This is a genomic window from Oscillatoria sp. HE19RPO, from assembly GCF_024220515.1.
Taxonomy (GTDB): Bacteria; Cyanobacteriota; Cyanobacteriia; order Cyanobacteriales; family Laspinemataceae; genus Laspinema.
Genome location: NZ_JAMXOT010000478.1, coordinates 1 through 2,302, shown reverse-complemented (window position 1 = coordinate 2,302; position 2,302 = coordinate 1). Strand labels below are relative to the sequence as shown.

The window sequence follows — 2,302 nt, the reverse complement described above, 5'->3', positions numbered from 1 at the left end:
CGCAATGCTTGCGCCCTCCGGAGGGCGCAAGCATTGCGCCCCTACAATCTACAGACCTTGACAGGGCTAATAAAAACCCGCACCCTCAAGGGTGGAGGCTCACAGGACGAAGCCCGCCTGCGCGGGCTAATACAGAAAACTGACTTTTGACAACCGGATTTGGGATTGTACGGAATTCGGTTTTAAAAGTCTATAAAAACCCGCAGGCTGAAGCCTGGGGCTATACGGACGAAGCCCGCCTGCGCGGGCTGAAGAGTATTGGTAGGTCTTTGGCAACCGGATTTGAGATTAGATCAGCTTAACGGCACGTAATCCAAACATCAGGACCACGGCACTGACGAAGGCTCCACCAACAATTAAAGCATAAGCAAGGATTCCAGACATTGAGAAGTATCTCCATTTAAAATCGTTACCCACCATTGAATCATGGCTTGCGATACAATACAGCACTCTAGGTTTAGTGAATGGGTTGTTTACCATGCCGTCTGTTATCCGCGTCAATCTGCCCCAGGACTCTTATGATATTGCGATCGCCCCTCAATCCTTAGATCAACTCGGGGAGAAGATGCAACCCCTGAAGTTGGGGAAAAAAGTGTTAGTGGTGTCCAACCCCGTGGTGGATCGACGGTATGGCGACTGCCTCCGGTCCTCCTTAACTGCCGCCGGATTTGACCTATCCACCTGCATCCTGACAGCAGGAGAACAATACAAAACCCTGCGATCCATCCAAAAAATTTACGATGCGGCCCTAGAACAGCGCCTAGAACGGTCCTCCACAATGGTTGCTTTAGGCGGTGGGGTTGTGGGAGATATGACCGGATTTGCAGCAGCGACTTGGTTGCGGGGGATTAATTTTGTCCAAGTTCCCACAACTCTGTTAGCGATGGTAGATGCGTCAATTGGGGGCAAAACCGGGGTGAATCATCCCCAGGGGAAAAATCTGATTGGGGCATTTTATCAACCGAAGTTGGTGGCGATCGACCCCGAGGTGCTAAAAACCCTCCCAGCCCGGGAATTTCGAGCAGGAATGGCCGAGGTAATTAAATATGGGGTGATTTGGGATTCGGAATTATTCACCCAGATGGAACAGGCAAAGCGGTTGGATCAGTTACGCTATGTGGATGCGGGATTTTTGGAAGAAATTCTCGCCCGTTCTTGTCAAAGTAAAGCGGATGTGGTGGGTAAAGATGAAAAAGAAGCAGGATTGCGGGCGATTCTGAATTATGGTCACACGATTGGTCATGCGGTGGAAAGTTTGACGCACTATAAGGGGACGAATCATGGGGAAGCGGTGGCGATCGGGATGGTAGCGGCATCGCGGTTAGCGGTGGTGTTGGGACTCTGGGATGAGGAGTGCGATCGCCGTCAGTTTGCCTTGATTGAAAAAGCCGGGTTGCCGACGAAATTACCTGAAGGATTGAATCTTGAGGAAATTATTGACACCCTGCAAACCGATAAGAAGGTCAAAGATGGACAAGTGCGGTTTGTGTTACCGACGCAAATTGGGGCCGCAACGGTGAGCGATCGCGTCACGTCAGATTTGATTCGCCAGATATTGCCTGGAATGCAGTAACGCTGGTTCACTTGGGAGAGTCCGCAAAAGGGGGATGCCATGAGCAAGTATGACAAACTGTTCCAAACTTATGCGAAATCAACGGAAAAACTCACGCCTCTCGAAGCGTTGTTTGCCATTACGTTGATTGTGGTTTATGCCGATGGCCAAATGTCTGAACAACAATCGGAGTTACTCCATGAGTTGATGGCAAGTGGGGCGATGAGAGGGTATGTGGAAGAAGATATCCAAAAAATTTCGGACAAAGTTGATAGGATTTGGGACCGTCAAGGGACTTCGGCCTTGTTTAATGCTGCCATTGAAGCCCTCCCGGATGATATGGTGGAAGATGCCTTTTCTGTAGCGGCGACCTTTGCGATCGTTGATGGGAAGGTGACGCCAGAAGAATCGCAATATTTGGAAAAACTCGCCCAAGCGCTGAAAATTCCCGCAGAAACGGCACCCCGACTGATTGCCGAAGCTTGGGAGAATTATTGGCGATCGGAATAATACGGAATTCGGTTCTGATATGTCTATAAAAACCCGCACCCGTGCATGGTGGGGCACTCGCGGACGAAGCGGTGCCTGCGCGGGCTAATCCAGGAAATCGACTTTTAACAACCGGATTTGGTATAAAAACCCTTTGTGGGTCCTCTGTCCTTGGCGACGGGGAGGGCGATCGAACCGATTTATAAATCTGTAGGGGCGATTCGCGAATCGCCAAAGGATGTAGAGGCGATTCGCGAATCG

The 2,302-nt window shown here is 50.4% G+C and carries 3 protein-coding genes; 2 read left to right on the top strand and 1 reads right to left on the bottom strand.

The window, feature by feature from the left end; all coding sequences use genetic code 11:
* Positions 1–288: 288 nt before the first annotated feature.
* Positions 289–384, bottom strand: coding sequence for a cytochrome b6-f complex subunit PetL (locus NG833_RS29830; protein WP_015148453.1), 96 nt, complete (start codon positions 382–384; stop codon positions 289–291).
* A gap of 94 nt (positions 385–478) precedes the next feature.
* On the opposite strand from NG833_RS29830, the gene aroB reads away from it, so the two are divergent.
* Together aroB and NG833_RS29820 are read left to right on the top strand one after the other, a co-directional pair.
* Positions 479–1,573 (top strand): 3-dehydroquinate synthase, encoded by a 1,095-nt coding sequence (aroB, locus tag NG833_RS29825; protein WP_254568891.1) that lies wholly within the window; start codon positions 479–481, stop codon positions 1,571–1,573.
* A 39-nt stretch (positions 1,574–1,612) separates the two neighbouring features.
* Positions 1,613–2,062: a tellurite resistance TerB family protein gene (locus NG833_RS29820; RefSeq protein ID WP_254568890.1), complete on the top strand. Its 450-nt coding sequence runs from the start codon at positions 1,613–1,615 to the stop codon at positions 2,060–2,062.
* Positions 2,063–2,302 lie beyond the last annotated feature (240 nt).

Bases quoted from the DNA above. Each gene is read 5' to 3' on its own strand.
- aroB (WP_254568891.1), top strand. From the start codon at position 479: ATGCCGTCTGTTATCCGCGTCAATCTGCCCCAGGACTCTTATGATATT.
- NG833_RS29830 (WP_015148453.1), bottom strand. From the start codon at position 384: ATGTCTGGAATCCTTGCTTATGCTTTAATTGTTGGTGGAGCCTTCGTC.
- NG833_RS29820 (WP_254568890.1), top strand. From the start codon at position 1,613: ATGAGCAAGTATGACAAACTGTTCCAAACTTATGCGAAATCAACGGAA.